Genomic DNA, 20,463 nt, shown 5'->3' on the forward strand with positions numbered 1-20,463 from the left:
AATTATTAATTACAAATTTATGAACTTTAATTCGCAATATAATAGTAAATGGAAAAAGAAATCCAAATGGATAAACACATAATATGGAAGATTTAAAATTTTCAAACCATATAAAAAAAGATTAATTTCTTGTTAAAAACCGTTAAAGCAGCAAAATAACTGAATTTTGGTATTACTTTTGAAATAAAAAAACCAGTATTTATTTAAATTAATTTTGTACTATGAAAAAAAATAAGTTTGAAATTAAAAAAATAGGTTCTTATATTTTAGTAGGAGTAGTAGGTGGGTTAATTTCCGCGGGAGCAGTTACTTCTTTATCAAATAATTCAAAATTAAATGATTTTGAAATATTTAAAAATACTACTAATAATAACGAAAAAGCTTATTTTACTTCAGCTTCTAATAATAGAGTTGTTGGGTTAAATCCTCCTGATTTAACTATAGCAGCAGAAAAAACAGTTAATGCAGTAGTTAGTGTTAAATGTTATTCATCATTCAGTCAACAACAACGCCGTTCCTTAGATCCCTTTGATTTCTTTTTCGGAGATCCTTTTAATTCACAAGGACAGCAAAGACAACAGCAATCTCCAAAGGATACACCAAGTGGATTGGGATCTGGTGTGATTATATCTACTGATGGATATATAGTAACTAATAACCATGTTATTGATGGAGCTGATAAAATAGAAGTTACTCTTAACAATCAAAAAACATATATAGCCACCTTAGTTGGAACCGATATCAATTCTGATATTGCTTTATTGAAAATAGATGAAAAAGGACTTAGCTATTTAAATTTTTATAATTCCGATAATGTACGTGTAGGTGAATGGGTTTTAGCTGTAGGAAATCCTTTTGGGTTAACTTCAACTGTTACTGCAGGTATTATCTCGGCTAAAGGTCGTAGCCTAGATTTATTACGTTCCAATTCTAAAAGTCCGATAGAATCATTTATACAAACAGATGCTGCAGTCAATCCGGGAAATAGTGGAGGTGCTTTAGTAAATACTAATGGCGATCTTATAGGTATTAATACCGCTATTGCTTCTCATTCGGGAACCGGAACTTTTGAAGGATATAGCTTTGCCGTACCTTCCAATATTGCTAAAAAAGTAGTTGAAGATATTCGCAAATATGGTTTGGTACAACGAGGGTATTTAGGCATAGGTGCGCTTGATTTGAGTGATGATGCTTCTGTGAAGCAATATAATCTTCAAAACAAAACCAGTTACAAATCTCAAGAAGGAGTTTTAATTACAGATATTCAAAATGATGGAGGAGCTAAAGAAGCAGGTTTGAAAAAAGGAGATATTATTAAGCAGATTGATGGAACTACTATAAAAAATTTCCCAACACTTTCGGGAGTTATTGGAGAAAAAAGACCGGGTGATCAAGTAAATGTAACTATTTTGAGAGATAAGGTTACTAAAACTTTCAATGTAAGAATTAAAGATGCTAAAGGCGGTATTTCTGTTAAAACCAAGAATGATTTAAGCATTGCTGAAAAACTTGGAGCAGAATTCCAAGAATTAAGTGATGAACAAAAAGTTAATTACGGTTTAGAATCAGGTATCGTAATATCCAGCATAGATAGTAACGGAAAATTGAAATCTGCAGGTATTGGTGAAGGATACATACTTATGGAAGTTAATGATAAACCTGTAAATAGTGAAAAAGATATTGAAAAAATATTAAAAAATTATAAAGGAACTGTTTCTGTAAGATATGTTGATCCTTACGGTAGAATTTATAGAAGAGGATTTAAAATGGAATAACATAACATCGTTATTAATATATAATTAGTAAGTAATTTTGAAATGCAACTTTTTAAATTATTAAAAAGTTGCATTTTTTTTCTTATCGTTATAATTTTTAAAAATTTCAATTACTATTGATGAAGCAATTTCCAGAGTTCATCTTTCAAATGAATAAGATTTTCTCCAGTCACTGCTGATATAAAAATCAACTTGAAATTTTTGGGAAATGTTTTTCTAATTTCTTCTTCTAATTCTTTATCAATCAAATCCGATTTAGAAATAGCAATTAATCGGTCCTTATCATTTAATTCCGGATTATATTCTTGTAATTCTTTAACTAAGATTTGATACTCTTTATAATAATCTTTAGCATCTGCAGGTATCAAAAATAATAAAACTGAATTTCTTTCAATATGTCTTAAAAATCTATGTCCTAATCCTTTACCTTCAGAAGCTCCTTCAATAATTCCAGGTATATCTGCTACAACAAATGATTGAAAATCTCTATATTTAACTATTCCTAAATTAGGGATAAGGGTAGTAAATGCATAGTCTGCAATCTTTGGCTTGGCAGAGGTTATTGCTGATAATAAAGTGGATTTTCCGGCATTAGGGAAACCAACTAATCCAACATCTCCCAATAATTTTAATTCCAATATAAAATTAGATTCTTTACCCGGCAAACCTGGTTGGGCATATCGGGGAGTTTGATTGGTTGAAGATTTGAAATGTGAATTTCCTAAACCTCCTTTTCCTCCTTCTAATAAAATAATCTCTTCTTTATCTTTAGTTATTTCTCCTAAAATATTTCCTTCTTCATCCTTCGCTATGGTACCTACTGGAACATCAATATATAAATCTGCTCCATTCGCACCGGTAAGTTCTTGCTTCCCTCCTGGCTTTCCATTTTCTGCCTTATTATGTTTTGAATATTTAAGAGCTAATAGAGTCCACAATTGTGCATTCCCGCGCAATATAATATGTCCACCTCTACCTCCATCTCCTCCATCAGGACCTCCTTTAGGTATATATTTAGCTCTATGGAGATGTGCTGAACCCGCACCTCCATGTCCACTTTTACAAAAAATTTTTACATAATCAACAAAATTCGACTGCATATATCTTATATTTTTTATAAAAAAAGGATTATCATTTTCCATAATAATCCTTTTATTTGTATGTACGTTTTTTTATTCTTAAACAAACTTCTCAATTTCTTTAGACAAGGCAGCCGTTATTTCGTCTATATTACCATCTCCGTCTAGTTCTACAAGTTTATTTTGTTCCTTATAATAATGAGAAACCACTGCCGTTTTTTCATAATATTCTTTAATTCTATTTCGAATTATACTTTCATCGGCATCATCGGTACGTCCGCTTTCTTCACTTCTTTTCAAAATTCTTTTTACCAATACTTCGTCTTCTACATACAAAGCTAAAGTTACATCCACTTTTGTTTGAAACAGATTATCTAATAATTCATCAAGAGATTCTGCCTGACTTTCTGTTCTTGGATAACCATCTAGAATAAATCCCTTTTTGGTTGAATTCCTTTGAAGTTCATCAATCAACATTTCAGTGGTAAGTTCATCAGGAACTAAGTTTCCATTATGTATATATGATTGGGCTTCTTCTCCTAATTTTGTATTATTTTTAATATTATATCTAAATAAATCTCCTGTGGAAATGTGTTCTAAATTAAATTTATTTGCTAAAATTTTTGCTTGTGTCCCTTTTCCACTTCCGGGAGGGCCAAATAAAACAATTATATTCATTTTTTGATACTTTGTTTATTCTCCTTTTAATTGATATAAATCTTTTAAATTTCGTCCTAAACCATTATAATCCAACCCATATCCAACTACAAATTTATTGGGTATATTCATACCTATTAAATCTATATTCAAATCTTTTTTATATACATCCGGTTTAAAAAATAAAGTAGCTATTTTAATGCTTTTCACCGGCTTTACTTCAAGTAATTTATATAGACATTCTAGGGTATTTCCGGTATCAATAATATCTTCCAATATTATTACATCTCTATCTGTAATATCCACAGTCATATCTGTTATTAAATCGACATTTCCGGAACTTTTCAAACCACCCTTATAGGATGAAAGTTGAAGAAAACCTATTTCACAATTTCCTTTATAATTTTTTAAAAAATCGCTGAAAAACATAATCACTCCATTAAGCACTCCTATAAAAACGGGTACTGTATGCTTGTATTCTTCATATAAAGTATTGGTCATCCTTTGAATAGAGTGATCAATTTCTTCAGAAGAGATAAAAGATGTAAATGTTTTATCCAGAATTTGAATTTCTTCCATATATAACAAACTTAACTATGTCGCAAATATAATGATATTGACTAAATATCAAAGTTTGAAGTATATAATTTTTAAGGTTAGATAAATTTAAAATTTTAATATTTTAGTTTTCATGATGATGTTGATTGGGTGGAACAATAAGAATCGGTATTTTGGATTTGTTAATTACGTTTTTAGAAACACTGCCTAAAATAGCTTCCATCAATATTCCTCTACCATGCGATCCCATAATTATTAAATTTGCTTTTCTTGATTCTGATTCTTTTAGTATAATATCTGCAGGAGTCCCTTGTTTGATTATAATTTCAACTTCTACCCCTTCTTGTTTAATTGATTTTTCATATTCAACAAGTTGTCTTGTTTCTTCCTTCATTCCTGCTTCTTCAAGTTCTGGAAGATATTGAAAACCGATATCCCCGATTATAAAACCTAAATCTAAACTAGCTACGTGTAAAAGACATATTTTGCTACCTGTAGCTTTTGCGTAGATGACAGCTTCTTTCAAAATATATTTTGTTGAAGCTGAAAAATCTATAGGGACTATCATTGTTTTCATAAATTATGGATTTTTATTATATTCTTTAAAGTTAATCAATATTTTATTTTTTTCATAAAATTTCAATAGAATAAATTTTATTATTTTTGCAAACTAAGTTTTATATTGAACATGCATATATTTATTCAAATAGCCCAGTTATTATTGTGTTTATCTATACTGGTTGTTTTTCATGAAGCAGGACATTTTTTTGCTGCTAAATACTTTAAAACCAAAGTTGAAAAGTTTTATTTATTCTTTGATCCTTGGTTTTCTTTATTTAAAAAGAAAATCGGCGATACGGAATATGGTATCGGCTGGCTGCCCTTAGGAGGATATGTAAAAATAGCAGGTATGATCGATGAAAGTATGGATACTGAACAGATGAAAAATCCTCCTCAACCCTGGGAATTTCGTTCAAAGCCAGCCTGGCAAAGATTAATTATTATGCTTGCCGGTATCTTTGTAAATATCATATTGGCCATTGTTATTTATACGGGAATTTTGATGACTACCGGTGAACAAACCATCAATACAGATAAATTAACGGATGGTTATGCTTTCTCTGATGTTGGAAAAAAATTAGGTTTTAAAAATGGTGATATTATCTTAAAAGTTGATAATAAACCAATTCCTACCTTTAATTATTTACCTGTATCACTCTTATTTGGAGATCATGTAACCGTAAAAAGAGATGGAAAAATTATCAATTTCAATCTTCTTCCTGAAGAGAAAAGAGATGTTCTTAAACAAGAAGGAAGAGGATTTATTTCTCCGAGAATTATAGCAGATGTCGATTCAATCTTACCAAAATCTATAGCTTCAAAATATTTCAAAAAAGGGGATATTATAACAAGTCTTAATGGACAATCGATTAAATATTTAGATGAGTTGAAATTTGAGCTTAATAAATATAAAAATGATAGTATATCTTTAGGTATTCTTCGTAACGGTCAAAGTATAGATGAAAAGCTTTATGTACCGGATAGTGCAGTATTAGGTTTCGTTCCTAGTGCATCCAATCTAAAAAATGCAACCGCTTTTAAAAAATATGATTTTATTGATGCAGTTAAAAGAGCACCCGTTTTATCTTGGGAAATGCTAATAATTCAAATAAAGCAATTTAAGCTTATTATTAACCCAAAGACAGAAGCCTATAAACAAGTAAGTGGACCATTAAGGCTTTATAAAGCCTTTTCTCCTGAATGGAATTGGACGCAATTTTGGAGCTTTACTGCTATGTTTTCAATCTGGCTTGCTTTCTTAAATTTATTACCGATTCCTGGATTAGATGGAGGTCATGCTTTATTTACTATTGCGGAAATGATTACTGGTCGAAAATTGAGTGATAAAACTATGGAAAAAGTTCAAATGGTTGGTATTTTTATTCTTCTCGGTTTAATGATTCTAGTATTTGGAAATGATCTCTGGAATATTATTCAAAGTTTTTTAAATTAATTTTATATTCTCACAGTATAAATTTAATTTAACTCAATTAATATAAAAAAATAGTTAAAAGGTTGTCTATGAAAAAGACAGCCTTTTATTTTTAATATTTCAAAAAATATCTTTTTATAACATTAACTTTTAAGAAATATCATTTTATACATCCTGTAATTTTTTAAGATATTTTTTAATTATAATAGTTTAAAGATTATTTATAAATCTTTTTTAATTTTCTACTATTTTATTACTTGAACTAATTACAATTCATTTGTAATTAAAATTATATTGATTTTATTTAGTAATAGCTATTATAGTATATCAAGAGACATTTATTAACTAATTAAATATTTATGATTATAATTTATCAATTTGAAGCATTTTATTTTAATAAATCACAAAATTAAATTTATACGTTTTATTTTAAGTATGTTTTAATTATTAATTATATTTGCATAAATAATAAAATTTTTATTTTTAAAATATATAAATTATCGAATTATTTATTCCTATAATTATTTCTAATTTAAAAGAATATATAATATTATAATTATATAGTTAATACATATGTTTTATGAAAAAGGTATATTTAATAATTTTTATATTCTTATCTTCCTTATATTTAGGATCACAAGAAGTAGCTCAAGAAGAAAATTTAAATCCTCAATATGTTTATAACAAGTTTTGGGATAATTGGTTTTTTAATTTTGGTGGTGGTGGAAGTATGTATTTTGGTGGGAAACAACATAAAGAAGCTAATTTTTTTGAGAGACTTACATGGGGTGCCACATTAAATGTTGGAAAATGGTTTTCACCAATAATAGGTGCAAGATTAACATTTCAAGGTGGAAAAAAACATGTTTATAATGTTGATGGAATACCTGTATATGATAAAGATGGAAACCCTATTGATTTGAATACATTAGATCCTAGCAAAATACGCCATAGGTCTAGAGGACATTATCTAACCGTTCATGCAGATGCACTATTCAATTTATCAAATTTATTTTATGGCTATAAGGACGATAGATTTTATAACTTAATTTCATATGCAGGAGCAGGGATAGGTACTGATAGAAATGCCATTGACAATAATTCACCAGTTATTGTACTTGGTCTGCTTAATACATTTAGGATTAATGAAAAGTTAGCTATTAGTTTTGAAGTTTCTGCTCAAGCTGTTCAATCAAAGTTTAATGATGCTAAATATAAAAGAAAATGGGTAAAATCTTATAAAAAACAGGACTGGGATGAAATAGGTTCCGTTAACTTAGGATTGATAATTGGATTAGGTTGTAAACAAAAATTTGAAAAAGTAAATTGTGATGAGGTTCCTTTAAATAATATAGATCAAGATTTATTGAGCCAATTATCAGAAAAAGTAGATTCTTTAACTCAAGAAAATAAAAATTTACAAAAAAATTATGATGAAGCTAAAAAATATTCACCTAAAACAATTTATAAAAAACAAACTATTGTAAAAAATAACCCATACCCTGTCCAATTTGATATTAATAGTAGTTCTATAAACTCAAAACAGGAAGCCATTATTTATAATATAGCTGAGTTCTTAAAAGAGAATGAAAGTTATAATGTTGAAATTATCGGATTTGCAGATAAAAAAACAGGTTCTAAAAAATATAATGAAGTTTTATCTTTAAAAAGATCAAAAGCTATTGAAAATAAGCTAATTAATGAATACGGAATTTCCCCTGAAAGAATTTTTTCTTCCGGTAAAGGAGATTCTATGCAACCTTATCCAAAAAATGATTGGAATCGTGTTGTTATTATTACAGTGATTGATTCAAATTAAGTAATTTAATAAATAACTTTTTATAGCTAATCATTTTATAATGGTTAGCTATTTTATTTGTAGTGTATTTATTTTATTTTTTATCCAATTATAACATCATTGATTAAAATTATTAGAATTTATAAAAAATCACAGTAAATCCATCAAAATATTTAAATGTTTTTTAGCCGAATGCTCCCATGAAAATTCTTTGTATTTAGAGTAACCTTTATTTATAAGATTATCTCTTAATTGTTTACTTGAATAAATATTATTTATTTTTTTTGATATATCTTCTATTGAATTGGGATCAAAATATAATGCACTATCAACACAAATTTCCTTTATCGGAGGTATATTTGAAGCTAACACGGGACATTTATATTTCATGGCTTCTAAAAGTGGTAATCCAAACCCTTCATATTTTGAAGGAAAAACTAATGCTAAAGCTTGGGAATATAATTCTTTCAATTTCAAATCTGAAACAAATCCTGTAAAATCAACTAAATTTTTTATTATTGGATTTTCATTTATTAAATTTCCTAATTGCATATTATTCCCATTTATAAATCCTTCTCTTTTTCCAACGATTTTGAAATGAGGTTTTTTTATATTTTCTGGGAGATTTTCAATAAAGATAATATATGCTCTAAGGGCATTTTCTAAATTTTTATGAGGTTTAATATTTCCAACAAATAAAAAATAAGGATATTGTTCGATTTCAAAAATATCATTTTTTGGAGTGGCTGTTATTTTATCAAATTGATATTCTGAAACACCATTATATATAACTTCTATTTTATCTTTATATTTATTATTTGTATATGTTAGAATTTCATTTTTAGAAAATTTTGAAACAGTCACAATTTTATCGGACTTGGATAATGCTTCGTTTATCACGATTTTTGCATATATTTTTTGAAATATGGATAATTCTTTATAAAATGCTAAATGATACACATCATGTATAGTTGTAATTCTTTTTTCAGACTTTATGGGAGCTAAGGGAATGTTAAAATGTGGAGACCAAAATAATTTTGATTTTGGTATAATTTTTCTATAATTTATCTGCTCTTGTATGGTATAAATTGGCGCGTCAAATTCTATAATTTTATTATTATATTGTTTAAGCTCATCTTTTTTTCCTAAAAGCACTACATCTTTTCCCAATTCAGCTATAATAAAAGGTAATAATTCAGAAATATATCGGCCTATTCCTGACATTGCAATCATTCTGCAATCTATAACTAGGGTTTTCATTTTGATACATTTTCTTTAATTCCTAAATAATAAAACAAACACAATCCAAACCATATATAATGAAAATATAATTGAACGCCTAAAACTTGAGGAAGAAAAAAAAGAATAATTCCATATTTAACAATATTACAATTGTTAAATTTTATCCATAAATAAATGAATGGAGATATTAGCAATATTAATCCTAAAAAACCTGACTCAATTATAGTGTTAAAAACTCCTCCCAGTCCTGATAAGTCCCATTCTGAGACAGGCGGCAATCTTTGTAAATATTCTTCATTATTTCTTACTAAAGAATAATTACCCATACCTACTCCTATAATAGGGTTATCTAATATTATGTTAGGAGCAATGTGAAGCGCCGCTATACGTCCCATCACCAATGAACTATCATTTTCTCTATTTAAACCATATATTTGATTATATATGTCGAAATATTCTATCCAATATTTCAATAATTTATCGGAAAAATTAAAATAAGAGTTTATAATAAACAAAATTATAGTACTGAATATAAATAAAATAACAATTTTACTTACATTTAATTTTTTCTCAATAACTAAATATATTATATAAAATATTGGTAAAAATATAATCGCAGCTTTAGATTGTGATAATATTATTTGTAAAAAAAATAAAATAGTATAAATATCGTTTTTTTTGATAACCAAATATCTCATGATTAAATAGAAACTTATAAATAATCCAAAAGGACCTCCTTCAACATAACCGCCTCTAAGCCTTTTCTTTTCACATACAAATGGAGTTTCTATTCCCATATGACTTAACAAAAAAGCTAATAGAAATACGATTGAAAGTAAAATCATTGTTCTATCGATAAAAATAAAAATATTTTTATCTAAATCTTTTGATTCTTTATTGAACAGATTAAAAGTAAATAATGAAAAAAATATACACCCTGTACATTGAATATAACGACAACAACTCAAGATTACAGGTCTTTTTAGAAAACTAATATTTTCTGGTATGCTAAATTTTACATATAATGAAGCAATTATAGAATTTAAAAGAAAAATTAAAAATATTACTAGTAATTGTTTATAGAATTTTGGCGTTATAATTTTTTTTGACATAAATAAAAAACACACCATAAAAATAATAGATATAATATCTCCTAATTTTATATCGTATATTTTATAATCAGTAAATTGAATTGAAACAACTAAAGCAATAGATAAAAAATATTCATATAATTTCATAAATCATTAATAATTATTTCATATTCGTTTAGCATTCTATCGATGTTTAACAAATTTTCAACTTGTTTTCTTGATTGAGAAGCTAATTTTTTATAAAAATCAACATTATTATATATTTTTAAAATTGAAATTCCTAAGCTATTTTCATCATTTGGATCTATTAAAATACCATTCACTTGATCACTAATAATCTCTGCCATTCCTCCTGTGTTAGAGGCTATAACTGGTATATTATTAGCAGAAGCTTCATATGCTACCCCTGGAAAATTATCTTCACATATAGACGGTATACATATCAAATCGACTTTTTTATAAAAATCAGATGATTTAACATACCCCAAAAATTTAATTTTATTATTATTTGAAAGTTCGATTAAAAATTTTTCATAACCTATTTCTCCTTTACCTGCTATTAATAGAGTTGCATTAATATTTAATTTATTAAATTGACTAATCAACCATTCAATACCTTTAGATTTTGTTAATGATCCAATAAAACCTATTTTAAAAACTCCTTTTCCATCCCATATTTTTTCATTATTGTAATATTTAATATCTTGGGCATTATATATAACTTTTTTATTTACAGAATTAAAATAATTATAATAATTCATTTTATTTATTACAAAATGACTAACTCCAACTAATATATCAACTTGTTGAGATTTCTTTTTATGTATATATCTTAATAATTTACATTTAAGACATTGTTTTTCACATTTATGGTCGTTTTGAAACATTGTACTGTTCGCGCATAAGAAATACATATCATGTAAAACCTGAACTATTTTTAAATCATTTTTTTTTATCACATCCCAAGCAGAGACAGAAAAACCGGCCAAATTATGACAAATTGTAAGATCTGGATTTTCTATATTTATAACTGTTTGAATATATTTTTTCATTTGTACATTATATATATCTCTTAAATGCCATAATAGTTTCATTATTTTATTATTTGATTTATCATCTCCATAATGCCAATAAAAATTTTTAATTTCAGCTCTATATATCTTTATCCCATTTAAAGATTCTATTATTAAATTCTTATTTTTTCCAGTAGTCAATACGCATACTTTATATCCTCTAGCTTGCAATTCTTCAACTTGTTGTTGAAACATGATTTCTGCTCCTCCACCTATATATGGGGAATATAAAGTATTTATAAAAAGAATCTTTTTCATTATATTATAATAATATATTCATTTAATGAGTTTATACTTATTCTTTCACATACAAATCTGGTATTAAAAATTATTTATACTATTATTTTATTTAGACACGTAAAGCCATAATTTTTATTTATATATTAGAAGATCTTTTAGATTGACCATAGTAAGTATAACCTTACCTAAGATAATAGTTAATTTATATATTAATTACATAATTACATTTATCCAAAACTAATCAATTATATATTTAAAATATAAAAAACATTTAAATATCTATATTTTATTATATAAATAAGTGTATATACCAACATGGATGAATATAAAAATCACAATATTTATTATTTATTTTTTTTAATAATTATTATTTTATTTCATTATTATAAAAAACAGCATATATTAAATTTATTTTCCTTTTCCTTGAATTATAACAACCATTGTTAGATATATGATTTTAATATCAAATAAGAAATTATAATTTTGAAGATATAATAAATCATATTTTAAACGTTGAGCCATTTCTTCTACTGTTTCTGCATAACCGAAATATACTTGACCTATTGATGTTATACCTGGTTTTACTTTATGTAATTTTTTATAATTTGGATTTATTTGCGAAATTTTATCTATAAAGTATTTTCTTTCCGGACGTGGACCAACAATAGACATATCACCTTTGAGTACATTTATAAATTGTGGAAATTCATCTATTCGATATTTTCGCATTATTTTACCTATAGATGTTATTCTAGGATCGGATTCAGATGATAATTTAGGTCCCTCATATTCTGCATCTATATACATGGATCTAAATTTCATTATTTTAAATGGCTTACTATTTAATCCTATTCTCTCTTGTTTATATATAACCGGTCCTTTAGAGGTAAGCTTAATTATGAGCGATAATATGGGTACTAGCCAACTTAGTACAAATATTATAATAAACAATGATAATGTTATATCAAATAACCTTTTAGAAATCCTATTAAGAAAATTCGATTTTTTTTTGTAATAATAGATTGGAGATGTTCCATAATAGCATAAATAAGAATTTTTATAAAATTCATAGGAAAAATCAGGTATTATATAAATTAAATATTTACTATCAGAAAATTTAAATAATATATTTTCAACTTCTTTACTTAATTCTCCATTTAATGACAAAAATATATTTTGTATATTATTATCTTCGATAAAATTATTTATTTTTTCATATTCAAATTTATATTGATTTTTTTGAATAGGATGTTTAATGAATTTTCCAAAATTTTCAATCTTTCTTTCCGTAGATAAATGCTTAATCACAATATCGGTATTGCTATTGGAATCAATAAATATTGCTCTTGATAATTTTTGTTTATGGTAATGATATGCAACCATATGAACAATTGCTATTAATATCAAAATTGAAATATTAAAATATATAGCTATATTATTATCAAATAAATAGCTACTTTTTAATCCTGAAATAGCAAATACTATGATAGCAAAAATAAATATTTGTGCAATAATCTTTTTAATTAATTCTAAAAAATCACTATTAGTTATCTTATATAAGGCTGTTTTTTCTGAAATAAAATACCAGCTTGCTATAAAAAGAAATAGTGCTTTGTAATGATTTTCTAATAATAATATTATATTATCTTCATCGTCATGGATTTCATATTGTAATTTTAAAAATTTAAAGAATAAATAAATTATAATTAAAATATCAATTATAAATTGAATCACTGGTATAAACACTTTATATGGATTCATTTTAAAATAGATTCATGTTATTATATTGATTATCTTATTGATTTTGAAGTTAAAAATTTTTCATATTTTTCTATTACGAATTTTTTCATTTCATTTTTAAATTTTTGTTTTGAAAAGTTTAATGCGTGATCTCTTATTTTTTGAGAATCAAATTTAATTTCGGAGAATCTCTCAACAGCAGCTTTTAAGCTATTAATATTATGATCTTTAAAGAATATGCCTGTAACTTCGGGTATAATTGTCTCAAGTGTTCCTCCTTTAGCTAGAGCTATTACTGGAGTTCCACAAGATTGTGCTTCAACCGGCAACATACCAAAATCTTCATCTGCAGCAAATACAAAACATTTAGCTCTTTGTAAATAAAATTTTAATTCTTCTCGCGAAACAAAACCTTTCAATTCAACATTATCTTTTGCTAATTTCTCATTTTTATTAAAATCAGGACCATCTCCTATTACTATTAATTTCTTATCAGGCATATTATTGAATGTTTCTATGATTAAGTCCATTTTTTTATAAGGTACCATCCTTGAAGCCGCTAAATAAAATTCATCTTTTTTATCATAATAGCTAAAAAATTCCGTATCAATAGGCGGATATATTACTTTAGCTTCTCTATTATAAATTTTTTTTATTCTTTTGGCTATATAATTTGAATTGGATATAAAATAATCTACTCTATTAGAAGAAATTACATCCCATAGTCTAAATCTGTGAAGTATATACTTGGCGTACAACCCAAACAAACCACGATTTAAACCTGTTTCTAATAAATATTGTTGATATAAATCCCAAGCATATCTTGCAGGGGAATGGCAATAACATATATGTAGTTGATTGCTTGTAGTAAGAACTCCTTTTGCCGCTGATGACGAAGAGCTAATAATTAAATCATATTTGCTCATATTTAACTGCTCAATAGCATGTGGATAAAATTGTAAAAATTTTCTATGATTTTTTTTAGCAGTGGGTAGTTTTTGTATAAAACTCGTGGTTACATTTTTACCGTTCAGTATTTCTTTCCTTTTTATATCATCAAAAGTATCTATTAAAGAAAAATGATCGAAATCATCCCAAATCTCATTAAGAGTTTTTACTACCATTTCTCCGCCTCCAATAGTACAATACCAATCGTGGACTAATGCTTTATTCATATTAGGACAATGAGTGACTAGTTGTTAGAAGCTGCAATATATGAAAAATTTATAAATTTATATTAAAATTTTATAAAGTAACTGATTGAAATAATTTTTATTGAATAAAATTGCCATGTATTTATTTCGATAATTTATGAAATTTTAAATGTAAATTTTTTTTAATTTTTTAAATTAATTTATTTATTATTTTATGTTTTAGTTATATTATACTTTAAAATCTGTATTAAAAAAATAAAATATTATTTTAATAAAAGTTCATTAATTAAAAAAGATATTATTTTATTTACTCATTATAATTTTTTCTTAAACATATATGAAGCAACGAACCAGTAGAAACACATTACTGGTATCAATAATATAGCTCCATCGGACATACAAAGAAAAATATAAGTTAATAAGCCTAAGTATAATTTATTGCGAGTTTTCGTAAAGTTAAAAATTATTATCGGAGCAAATAAATATAATAAAAACAATATAAAACCAACAAGCCCAAAAGTTTGAATTATGGATAAATAAACTATTTCAGAAATGCCCCTAAACGATCCACTTCCAAATAGTGATATATTATTTAATATATCAAACAAATATAATCTCCCACCTAAATCTTTATCCATTATAAAATTAACATCTTTATTCATAAAGCTTAATAAATAAGGAAAACCTGAAATTAAGGCTAATCCAGAGATAATTGTTAAAAATATATTTTTGCGTCTTAAAAAGCTGTTTATAAAAAAAAATATATACTCTATAAGAACGCCAATCCAAATTGTCCTAGATAAGGTTAAAAATAATGTTAATAAGAATAAAACCTTAAAAATATTTTTTTTTTCATACATTAAGTATAAAGGAGTTATTATGTGCATACATATCCCATAAATATTACCATTATTATATGTTGAATAGAGCTTTGATATGCCTTGCCTATTATTATTCTTTTGCTCCATATCATCATCAATATTTACAGTTAAATAAGGAATTTCAAAAGTCTGATTAAAATATTTCTTATATAAAAATAAAAATAAACCAAATACAATTACAATCCTAATTCCCCACAATAAAATAAAAGGAAAAATATCATTAAAAATTTTACTATCTAATATTTTACTATATAATATTAAAAAAATGAAAGGTAAAAATAAGATACTTAAGCAAAAAGATAAAGTAAATCCAAGATTATCACTATTAAATCTTAATATTAATAATATAGAAGAGTAAATAATAAATGGTAAGGTTAAAATGAATACTCTAAATCTATTTCTATTTATATATTTTAATCCTTTCAATAGGCATAGTGGTATTGAAAATAGTAGTAGTAAATATCCCCAGGTTATAGGAATATCTCCTATTTTAAATCCTCCTTTGGGAAATATTATTAAAAAAATTAAAATTAATTTAATATATATTTTTTTTAAATTTAGCATAATTTATTAAAAATTTATAAACAGAAAATTATTAAATAAATAAATTTTGATTATTTTTTTAATTTATACTTATATATATTTAAATTAATTCTAAATCTAGAAAAAAAATAAAATATTAATTAATTATATAATAAAAGTTTAAAATATTAATAAAATTATCTAAAAATAACAATACATAATTCTTTTAAAATTTTCATGTAGTCAATTTATTAATATATAAAAAATCAAAATGTTGCAATAGCAAGAATAAAGTATAAATCAAAATACTATATATTACAAAATTGAGTAATTATAGTTCCTTAATTATAATTTAAGTTTAAAAATTATATTATTTTTAGTTATAATAAAAAAATGATTTTATTACTTATTACCTCATATATCGATTTTAGCGCAAAATATATTAACTAAAAATGTAAAAATTAAAAATATTTTTATAGATTTCTTATACCCCATTGTTTATTATGATTTTAATTTATAATTATTTTCAAATATCAGCTAAAAATTGCATTTAAAATTGGTTATAAGATTGATTTTATTAAATAGATAACCATAAAATGATATTCATTAATATTTCAATTAATACACAATTTAAATTATTTTTTATAGTATGTAAAATTATTATAAGAATTAGATAATAACATAAATTTTTATTTGTCTCTTTTAACTGCTTTAATTACTATTAAGTACTAACAGTTCAAAAATAGTAATTTTCTTAAACAATTTAATTTTATTTTTAAAATTAAAATAATTTATCGATAATGGCTTTTACTGAAACATAAAAAATTTTATTATTATTTTTTCTAGCTATTTTAATAAAATTAATTGTTTTTTTTAAACCATAACGTGAAGAGGCAACGATATCCGATCCTAGTGAAAGTTTATACTGTTCTTTGTTAAGTTTTGAAAGGAAATTATTAATTTTTATTTTTGATAAAAACCTTGCATCAAATAAATCTTCATCTACAATAAATATTAAACTTCTTTTATTCTAAGTTACACAATAAATTTCACTTATATCAACATTTATTTTCTTCGCTAGCATTCCTGCATTTATAACAAATAATGCATCATTACCTACTCTAACTTCTTCAAATTTTATATTATTTCTTTGAATAAAATTTAAATTGAACATTTTACTCCATAGCTCCCAATTTCTATAAATTAAAATGTCTTTATTTTTTTGTTTCATTTAAATATTCAGTAAGAGTATCTGCTAATTTTTTATTCCTATGTAATTTTTTCCCGGTATAAATATTTATACTATTTGCTGAAAAATAAACAATATCATTATCTGAATCAATGTAATTATCTAATACATTTAAAAATCCTAAATTAAAAAAGTCATCTGCATATGCAAATAGTAACCACTTGCCTTTAGCTTAAGATAATCCTAAATTTCTTGAATATCCCAGCGCCTTTATTTTCCCTAGTAAAATATATTTCGATATTTTTTTTATTTATGCCAGGAAAATCATCTACAATAATATTATCACTATTATCATCAACAACTATAATCTGAATATCTTCTCTTTCTGGTATTGAATCTAAACATCTTTGAAGATATTTAAAAGCATTTTTATGGGAAATTATTATTGTTAGTTTATCATAATATTATTTTATTTTTTACATGTTGTATTTTCGTTAATATATTTTTATAATATTATTTACAAAATAAAATGTTTTAAATATCATATTTCAAAATCATTGTCATTCTTATTTACCTTGATTAATTTTTCAAGTAAAGCCTCAGAAATATTATTAAATTTTCTAGCAAATATTTTTTCCGATTATATTATTTTATCATAATCAGATAGGTCTAAAAATGCCGGTGAACTTCCATTTCTTAATTCCCAGTCAACATAACTTAAATTTTTATTACTAATGGATTTTAAATAATTAGAATTACCAATATTGTTTGAAAAAAATTTCATCGGATGCTATTGTATAATTATTCTTTTTAAAAAAGAATCATTTTCACTTATGTTGATTACATATTGTAATACTTCTCTGGTAAAACTCCACCAATTACTTCCTCCATATAATTTAGGTAAAATAGATGAGTAAGATCTTTTTATACCGCATAACTTTTTAAGATAAACTAAAAATCTTAATAACCGATCAATTCCATATTTTCTTGCATTAAAATTATCAGAAAAATGATAATAATAAATACGATCCAAGCCACCATTACCATCCCATATTTTACTTGGTAACTCCTCATAGACTAAATAATTCTTGCCTTCCTCAGCTAATTAAAAAAAATGGGTAACTGGCTTATTTGGAAAATCTTGATTACTAATTAAATGAAAATAAATATTATTTTTATCCTCAAGAGCTTTTTTAACTAAAAATAATGAAACTTTAATTATAGACACACCACTCCAATATACTTTATATTCTTTATAAATATTAATAGTTTTATTTTTAATCGTGTAAAGTGGAGTTAAATCAGTGTTACTTTTTTTATCAATATGAATGTAAAATTGAAAATTATCATCAAAATAATCTATAATTCTCATTATATTATCAATAGATTTATAACCAATAATTAATATAGCTTGCTTCATAAAACAATATTTATTTAAATTTTAAAAGGCATAGTTAAATACAAAATAATCTATCATTTACCTTATTTATATTGTTATATGAATAATTTATCTAGCCTAAATAATCTTCCAGTAATGAAAATAATTATAATATTTTAAGTGTACCATTACAAAGTATTCATATAAAATGTTAATTTTTATTTTTTTTGGTTTATCCTATACCTTAATGAAGCATTTTTGTATTAAGGTATAAAACTTGGTTGATTTGATTTATTCATTTGGATTAGCGGTAATTTTTTTAATATATTTTTACTTATGCCTTACAAATTTTTATGTATAATCATATGTTTTTTTAAATATTCAATTTACTTAACTAAAAATTAAATTTTTTAAATATAAAATCAACTTATAAGCTTATAATTAAGTGAAAAACATTAAAAACACTTATTCATAAATTAATGATAAAGATAATTAAAAACTGATTAAATTTTGTTATTATAAACATTAAATTTCATATATTCAATCACAATTTTATATTAATAAACACATTAGGGTTTGGCTTAGTACAATAATTTTAATTTATATTATTTTATATTTTAAATTTATCAATAACTAATATTATTATTTTTTTCCTTGAAGCTTTATTAAATAATAGATAATAACTAAATAATGGTATTAACAATAATGTTAAAAAACATACTAAAATTAATCTTATCCAACCTTCAGAAAAATTTATATGAGCATAAATTAAAATTAAAGAAACTAATAAAATTATAATTGAGCATAAAACTATATTTTTTAAGGATGTAAAGCTATATGAAATATTAGGTATTAAATAATTTAAAATTATTGTAATTGTAAAATACCAAAAAATTATTAATATTAAATTAAAAATATAAGGTATAGTTGGAGAATATCCCATTTTAAAGAAAATGTAAGAAATTGGAATAACTAATAAATAAATAGTTCCTGAAATAAAACTTAAACTTTTAATTTTTCCAGTAGCATGAATGGCAAAAATCATGGGGGCACCTAATGCATAAATCAAACTTGTAATAAGATTTAATTGACAAAAGATTAATGCATAATTGGGAACTTCTTTTAACCATAAATGTAATATGAAATTACCTTCTAAGATGATAGGTAATACTAAAATAGATATTAGTATAAAAGCAAATTTTGATGAATTATTCATTAAATTTTTCATTTCATTTATATCACCTGTCGCATAATATTTTACAATCTGAGGGCGTACCGCTGATAAAAAACTGTAAGAAAAACTACTAACTGCACCCTGAACTTGGTTTGCTATTCCATAAGCTGCATTGATTAATACACCAAAAAACAAGTTCAGTAGCATATTTACTCCTTGAGTTTTAGCTATTTCACTCATATTTCCATATAAATCCCAAATTGAAAAATTTAATATGGGATATATAATATCCTTATCCCATTCAAGTTTAAATTTATAAAAGTTTATTAATTTTAAACATGAAATTATATAAATAATAGTTATTACAAAAGAAACACATAATATTAAAAACGCATATGAAATTAGTTTATCGTAATTGATAACGCTTAATAATAAAATAATACATAATTTCAATAGACTATTTAATATTTCTATACTTGCATAAATATTCATTTTTTCATATGCAAAAATCATTGCATTATAGGGTACTTGTACAATACCAATCATTGCGCTGAAAATTGAAAATTGATATACCCATTGCGCTGCACTTAATTTATTTGAACTAATTACTAATTTATTGTTCATCCACCATAAGCCAATAGTTTCTCCTAAAATAAAAATAAGGCACGCAATTATAATATGTACGGTTACAGAAGCTGAGAATGTTTTTAGTAAGATATTTTTATCGCCTTTTCCAAGTTCATAAGTTAAAAATCTTGATGTAGCACCACTCATTGAAGCATTTAGAAAGCTAAACATAATTATTACACCGGCTACAATATTATATATTCCATAATCTTCTACTCCTAAAATATCTAATATTAAACGAGATGTATATAAGTTCACTATAATAGTGAATAACATTCGGATATAAAGAAAA

The 20,463-nt window shown here is 24.5% G+C and carries 18 protein-coding genes; 3 read left to right on the top strand and 15 right to left on the bottom strand.

The window, feature by feature from the left end:
- Positions 1 to 221 precede the first annotated feature (221 nt).
- A complete protein-coding gene (locus tag Q0T35_RS07330) occupies positions 222 to 1,775 on the top strand; it encodes a Do family serine endopeptidase (RefSeq protein ID WP_295841581.1) in 1,554 nt (517 codons plus the stop codon).
- Positions 1,776 to 1,888: 113 nt separating this feature from the next.
- Here Q0T35_RS07330 and obgE read toward each other — a convergent pair whose 3' ends face one another.
- The 4 genes from obgE to Q0T35_RS07350 form a co-directional block, all read right to left on the bottom strand.
- On the bottom strand, positions 1,889 to 2,875 hold the full coding sequence (gene obgE / locus Q0T35_RS07335; RefSeq protein WP_293917711.1) for a GTPase ObgE: 987 nt from the start codon (positions 2,873 to 2,875) through the stop codon (positions 1,889 to 1,891).
- Positions 2,876 to 2,953: 78 nt separating this feature from the next.
- Positions 2,954 to 3,532 carry an adenylate kinase gene (locus Q0T35_RS07340; RefSeq protein ID WP_295841584.1) on the bottom strand — a complete coding sequence of 193 codons (579 nt, stop codon included), beginning with the start codon at positions 3,530 to 3,532 and terminating at the stop codon, positions 2,954 to 2,956.
- A 15-nt stretch (positions 3,533 to 3,547) separates the two neighbouring features.
- Positions 3,548 to 4,090 (bottom strand): hypoxanthine phosphoribosyltransferase, encoded by a 543-nt coding sequence (gene hpt / locus Q0T35_RS07345; protein WP_293917707.1) that lies wholly within the window; start codon positions 4,088 to 4,090, stop codon positions 3,548 to 3,550.
- A 103-nt stretch (positions 4,091 to 4,193) separates the two neighbouring features.
- Entirely contained in the window at positions 4,194 to 4,646 is a 453-nt protein-coding gene (locus Q0T35_RS07350) for a universal stress protein (protein ID WP_295811978.1), read from the bottom strand.
- Positions 4,647 to 4,757: 111 nt separating this feature from the next.
- Between Q0T35_RS07350 and rseP the strand changes: the two genes are divergently transcribed.
- Complete coding sequence (gene rseP, locus Q0T35_RS07355; RefSeq protein ID WP_295841589.1) at positions 4,758 to 6,083, top strand: RIP metalloprotease RseP; 1,326 nt, start codon at positions 4,758 to 4,760, stop codon at positions 6,081 to 6,083.
- Between the two features lie 559 nt (positions 6,084 to 6,642).
- On the top strand, positions 6,643 to 7,881 hold the full coding sequence (locus Q0T35_RS07360) for an OmpA family protein (RefSeq protein WP_295841591.1): 1,239 nt from the start codon (positions 6,643 to 6,645) through the stop codon (positions 7,879 to 7,881).
- A 129-nt stretch (positions 7,882 to 8,010) separates the two neighbouring features.
- Here the strand turns inward: Q0T35_RS07360 and Q0T35_RS07365 are convergent, their stop codons facing one another.
- From Q0T35_RS07365 to Q0T35_RS07410, 11 genes are all read right to left on the bottom strand, one after another.
- Positions 8,011 to 9,120, bottom strand: a complete 1,110-nt coding sequence (locus Q0T35_RS07365) for a glycosyltransferase family 1 protein (protein ID WP_295841593.1) — start codon at positions 9,118 to 9,120, stop codon at positions 8,011 to 8,013.
- On the bottom strand, positions 9,117 to 10,340 hold the full coding sequence (locus Q0T35_RS07370; RefSeq protein ID WP_295841596.1) for an O-antigen ligase family protein: 1,224 nt from the start codon (positions 10,338 to 10,340) through the stop codon (positions 9,117 to 9,119). The genes Q0T35_RS07365 and Q0T35_RS07370 overlap by 4 nt, the downstream gene beginning before the upstream one ends.
- Entirely contained in the window at positions 10,337 to 11,524 is a 1,188-nt protein-coding gene (locus Q0T35_RS07375) for a glycosyltransferase family 4 protein (protein WP_295841599.1), read from the bottom strand. Before Q0T35_RS07375 ends, Q0T35_RS07370 begins: the two co-directional genes overlap by 4 nt.
- A 390-nt stretch (positions 11,525 to 11,914) precedes the next feature.
- Entirely contained in the window at positions 11,915 to 13,267 is a 1,353-nt protein-coding gene (locus Q0T35_RS07380) for an exopolysaccharide biosynthesis polyprenyl glycosylphosphotransferase (protein WP_293919382.1), read from the bottom strand.
- Positions 13,268 to 13,296: 29 nt separating this feature from the next.
- The gene (locus tag Q0T35_RS07385) at positions 13,297 to 14,421 is read right to left on the bottom strand and encodes a glycosyltransferase (RefSeq protein WP_295841604.1); all 1,125 of its coding nucleotides are present in this window, start codon (positions 14,419 to 14,421) and stop codon (positions 13,297 to 13,299) included.
- A gap of 2,412 nt (positions 14,422 to 16,833) precedes the next feature.
- On the bottom strand, positions 16,834 to 17,034 hold the full coding sequence (locus Q0T35_RS07390) for a hypothetical protein (protein WP_295841606.1): 201 nt from the start codon (positions 17,032 to 17,034) through the stop codon (positions 16,834 to 16,836).
- 185 nt (positions 17,035 to 17,219) lie between these two features.
- Positions 17,220 to 17,438, bottom strand: coding sequence for a glycosyltransferase (locus Q0T35_RS11165; protein ID WP_366937733.1), 219 nt, complete (start codon positions 17,436 to 17,438; stop codon positions 17,220 to 17,222).
- A 194-nt stretch (positions 17,439 to 17,632) separates the two neighbouring features.
- Positions 17,633 to 17,776: a hypothetical protein gene (locus Q0T35_RS07395; protein ID WP_295841608.1), complete on the bottom strand. Its 144-nt coding sequence runs from the start codon at positions 17,774 to 17,776 to the stop codon at positions 17,633 to 17,635.
- 6 nt (positions 17,777 to 17,782) lie between these two features.
- Positions 17,783 to 18,025, bottom strand: a complete 243-nt coding sequence (locus tag Q0T35_RS07400) for a hypothetical protein (protein WP_295841610.1) — start codon at positions 18,023 to 18,025, stop codon at positions 17,783 to 17,785.
- 72 nt (positions 18,026 to 18,097) lie between these two features.
- Entirely contained in the window at positions 18,098 to 18,412 is a 315-nt protein-coding gene (locus Q0T35_RS07405) for a beta-1,6-N-acetylglucosaminyltransferase (protein WP_295841612.1), read from the bottom strand.
- A 568-nt stretch (positions 18,413 to 18,980) separates the two neighbouring features.
- Positions 18,981 to 20,429: a lipopolysaccharide biosynthesis protein gene (locus Q0T35_RS07410; RefSeq protein WP_295841614.1), complete on the bottom strand. Its 1,449-nt coding sequence runs from the start codon at positions 20,427 to 20,429 to the stop codon at positions 18,981 to 18,983.
- Between the last annotated feature and the right edge of the window lie 34 nt (positions 20,430 to 20,463).

Origin of the sequence: uncultured Apibacter sp. (genome assembly GCF_946479295.1) — a bacterium.
Taxonomy (GTDB): Bacteria; Bacteroidota; Bacteroidia; order Flavobacteriales; family Weeksellaceae; genus Apibacter.

Bases quoted from the DNA above. Each gene is read 5' to 3' on its own strand.
- hpt (WP_293917707.1), bottom strand. From the start codon at position 4,090: ATGGAAGAAATTCAAATTCTGGATAAAACATTTACATCTTTTATCTCT.
- Q0T35_RS07390 (WP_295841606.1), bottom strand. From the start codon at position 17,034: ATGAAACAAAAAAATAAAGACATTTTAATTTATAGAAATTGGGAGCTA.
- Q0T35_RS07370 (WP_295841596.1), bottom strand. From the start codon at position 10,340: ATGAAATTATATGAATATTTTTTATCTATTGCTTTAGTTGTTTCAATT.
- Q0T35_RS07330 (WP_295841581.1), top strand. From the start codon at position 222: ATGAAAAAAAATAAGTTTGAAATTAAAAAAATAGGTTCTTATATTTTA.
- Q0T35_RS07395 (WP_295841608.1), bottom strand. From the start codon at position 17,776: ATGAAATTTTTTTCAAACAATATTGGTAATTCTAATTATTTAAAATCC.
- rseP (WP_295841589.1), top strand. From the start codon at position 4,758: ATGCATATATTTATTCAAATAGCCCAGTTATTATTGTGTTTATCTATA.
- Q0T35_RS07380 (WP_293919382.1), bottom strand. From the start codon at position 13,267: ATGAATCCATATAAAGTGTTTATACCAGTGATTCAATTTATAATTGAT.
- Q0T35_RS07340 (WP_295841584.1), bottom strand. From the start codon at position 3,532: ATGAATATAATTGTTTTATTTGGCCCTCCCGGAAGTGGAAAAGGGACA.
- Q0T35_RS07350 (WP_295811978.1), bottom strand. From the start codon at position 4,646: ATGAAAACAATGATAGTCCCTATAGATTTTTCAGCTTCAACAAAATAT.
- Q0T35_RS07405 (WP_295841612.1), bottom strand. From the start codon at position 18,412: ATGAAGCAAGCTATATTAATTATTGGTTATAAATCTATTGATAATATA.
- Q0T35_RS07375 (WP_295841599.1), bottom strand. From the start codon at position 11,524: ATGAAAAAGATTCTTTTTATAAATACTTTATATTCCCCATATATAGGT.
- obgE (WP_293917711.1), bottom strand. From the start codon at position 2,875: ATGCAGTCGAATTTTGTTGATTATGTAAAAATTTTTTGTAAAAGTGGA.
- Q0T35_RS07365 (WP_295841593.1), bottom strand. From the start codon at position 9,120: ATGAAAACCCTAGTTATAGATTGCAGAATGATTGCAATGTCAGGAATA.
- Q0T35_RS07360 (WP_295841591.1), top strand. From the start codon at position 6,643: ATGAAAAAGGTATATTTAATAATTTTTATATTCTTATCTTCCTTATAT.
- Q0T35_RS07385 (WP_295841604.1), bottom strand. From the start codon at position 14,421: ATGAATAAAGCATTAGTCCACGATTGGTATTGTACTATTGGAGGCGGA.